Here is a 2,392-nt window from a genome sequence, read left to right as displayed (position 1 = left end):
CGGCTTCCGCAACCTCAACCACTACATCTTGCGGTCACTCATCCACTCCGGCCAACTCGCAGAACGACTGCATGCACTCTGAATCCGGAAGAGCCTTCAAACCTCTTGAGAACGTTGACGGGCTGATCTGCATAGGTCGGCGCGCGAACCGTGGAGTCCCAGGAGCCGTGCCTCGTGAGCGCGACCGCAACTATGCTCGGCGATCGCCTCAGCGCCCGCAAACAAGCCGACGTCAAGGGCGTCATGATTGACGCCGGTAGCGCGTTGATGGGCATCGGATCGGCACGCGGTAGGGGTCGTGCGAAGAAGGCGGTCGAGTCTGCCATCAACTCGCCACTGCTTGAGGCGTCGATGGAAGGTGCCCGCGGCGTTCTGATCTCGATTGCCGGTGGTAGTGACCTCGGTCTGTTCGAGATCCACAACGCCGCCGCCCAGGTGCAGGAGGCCGCTCACGAAGAGGCCAACATCATCTTCGGCACGGTCATCGACGACAACCTCGGCGACGAGGTGCGTGTCACGGTGATCGCGACCGGCCCGGCTCCTATACGGGCGAAGAGAACTCAGCTCCTTGGCGATTCGCAGAAAAGTGAGGATTTGCAGCCGAACCACGAGGTGCCTTCGCGCCATCTGACGAGCGCCTGCGCAGCAACTAATCGGCGTTAGCGACGATGGTGATGTCGAGATCTCACTTTTAAGGAAAGGTTAAGTGTGAGTATCTGTGGACCGCCGAACCTAACTGTGCGTGGGTGAGCCTGGCTTCGAGCTCGAAAGTCGGCGTGGTGGTTTCGTGGATCGCTCGTGCAACTCGAACTGGCCTGTGAGGCCCGGCTAGCGCAGTATGTGCTCGAAGCCTGCTGAAACGCGACCGCACCGGATGCTCCCGTTATCGATGGTCGACGTAGGCAAGCATGCAGTCGGTGCGAGGCCGGCGCAGGACGGGCTCGCAACGCCGCGGTTCGTCACGTGACGGAAATGTGCGAGTCGCCCTGCGCTTTTGGCCGCCTGCCTCAGTTCGTACACGCCCAAGCGTCGCGATCGCCTCGATATGGCAGCTTGCACGCTTGTAGGAAAATGCAAACTGAGTGAGAATTCAGCACCGCTTGACGATGCAAAGTAGCTGAGAATTACCAGGACGCAGTGCAAACCGGAATGAGAACCTACAATAAAGCAATGCTGCTGTCGGACTGTAGGTTCCGGCGAAAGTTGTCGTTTTCCGGTTTCGGTGTCGGCATGATTGTCGGCTAAATCGGACATTCCGGGCTTCCGTGTCGGCTCGCTTCTATGGATTCCGGACGCGGTGTCGAATTCCGGGAAAGTTGTCGTACCGATTCCGGAGATGGTGTCGTATTCCGGGTTGTGTGTCGGACACCTGGCATAGCCGATCTTCGGACAGCCCGAAAACGTCGAACCAGGACTCCTGCCGCGCGCCGTGAAACTCTGGACTGGTGACCTGGGGAAACGGTGAGATAGCCCGGCATGCCCCGTTTGCGTGTCGAGATGGGAAGAATAGGGACGATGAGTTTGTGGAATGACATTGCTGACAATCCCGACGAGGCGGCCGCCATGCGAGTGCGATCGGGCATTGATGCGTGCAGTGCGCGATCAAATCGCGGACTTCGGCTGGTCGGAGACCGCTGCGGCGGCGGTAAGCTCGGTGTGACCCAGAAACGGGTGTCAGAGATCATTTCGGGCAGACTGTCTCAATTCTCGCTGGACGCGTTGGTCGCGATGGGTGACAAGGTTGGCGTTCGCGTCACCATCAGCGTCGATCGCACCGAGGACACCACGACGCAGGCCGAACTCCATCCCGGTCGGCCGGGCGCTCACGAGTGAGAACCCTAGAAAGGGCGGTTTGGTGATCGACGAGCAGCCAGTAGCGGGCTTCAGCTACCCGCTCTGGTTCGCGTGCGAGCGGTGCGACGCACGAATCGTCGTTGGAGCCGATGAGTATTCGCTACAAGAGGCAGGAGAGGCCGCATACCCGGTGTGTGGCTGCGGAAACGAGCTCGACATCAGTAGCGCACGCCCGGTTGTACGGTCGGTCGGCGACCCGGCATTTAACGGTGAGGCTGTCGGCCAGCTTGAGTGGTTTCACTCGAGCGAGTACGAGGGTTGGCCAGATGCCGAATCGCGTCGTACTGCTATTGCTGCGCGGCTTGCTAATTCCCTGCTTCCAGATACCCGAGATGCGCAGCAAATGCTTGCCTACAAGATGAGTTTGGCGTTACACGTGGGGACTTATGAAGCGGCAGTTGAGAATGTGCTTCGACGCGCGGCAGACGAGGATGATGCTAGGACTAACCTCAATCTTTCGTGAGGTGGCGGTCCCTTGTTGAGTGGCCCGGATGAGTGGTCTGAGGACTGAATTCCGGGTGTGGACCGTGGCGTGTTG

Annotated in this window: 2 protein-coding genes and 1 pseudogene; all 3 read left to right on the top strand. The window is 59.7% G+C overall.

The window, feature by feature from the left end; genetic code table 11:
* Positions 1-225 precede the first annotated feature (225 nt).
* A pseudogene (locus ACZ4TW_RS23920) lies at positions 226-534 on the top strand (cell division protein FtsZ); the annotation flags it as partial.
* Positions 535-1,515: 981 nt separating this feature from the next.
* Positions 1,516-1,833, top strand: coding sequence for an XRE family transcriptional regulator (locus ACZ4TW_RS23915; RefSeq protein ID WP_465547004.1), 318 nt, complete (start codon positions 1,516-1,518; stop codon positions 1,831-1,833).
* 22 nt (positions 1,834-1,855) lie between these two features.
* Positions 1,856-2,317: a hypothetical protein gene (locus tag ACZ4TW_RS23910; RefSeq protein ID WP_465547002.1), complete on the top strand. Its 462-nt coding sequence runs from the start codon at positions 1,856-1,858 to the stop codon at positions 2,315-2,317.
* The last annotated feature ends 75 nt before the right edge of the window (positions 2,318-2,392 follow it).

It is taken from the genome of Agromyces sp. NPDC029043 (assembly GCF_055564615.1).
The sequence above is the reverse complement of the archived record's forward strand: the minus strand, read 5'-3'. Positions and strand labels throughout refer to the sequence as shown.

Excerpts from the sequence above, each read along its gene's own strand:
- ACZ4TW_RS23915 (WP_465547004.1), top strand. The coding sequence starts at position 1,516 with ATGAGTTTGTGGAATGACATTGCTGACAATCCCGACGAGGCGGCCGCC.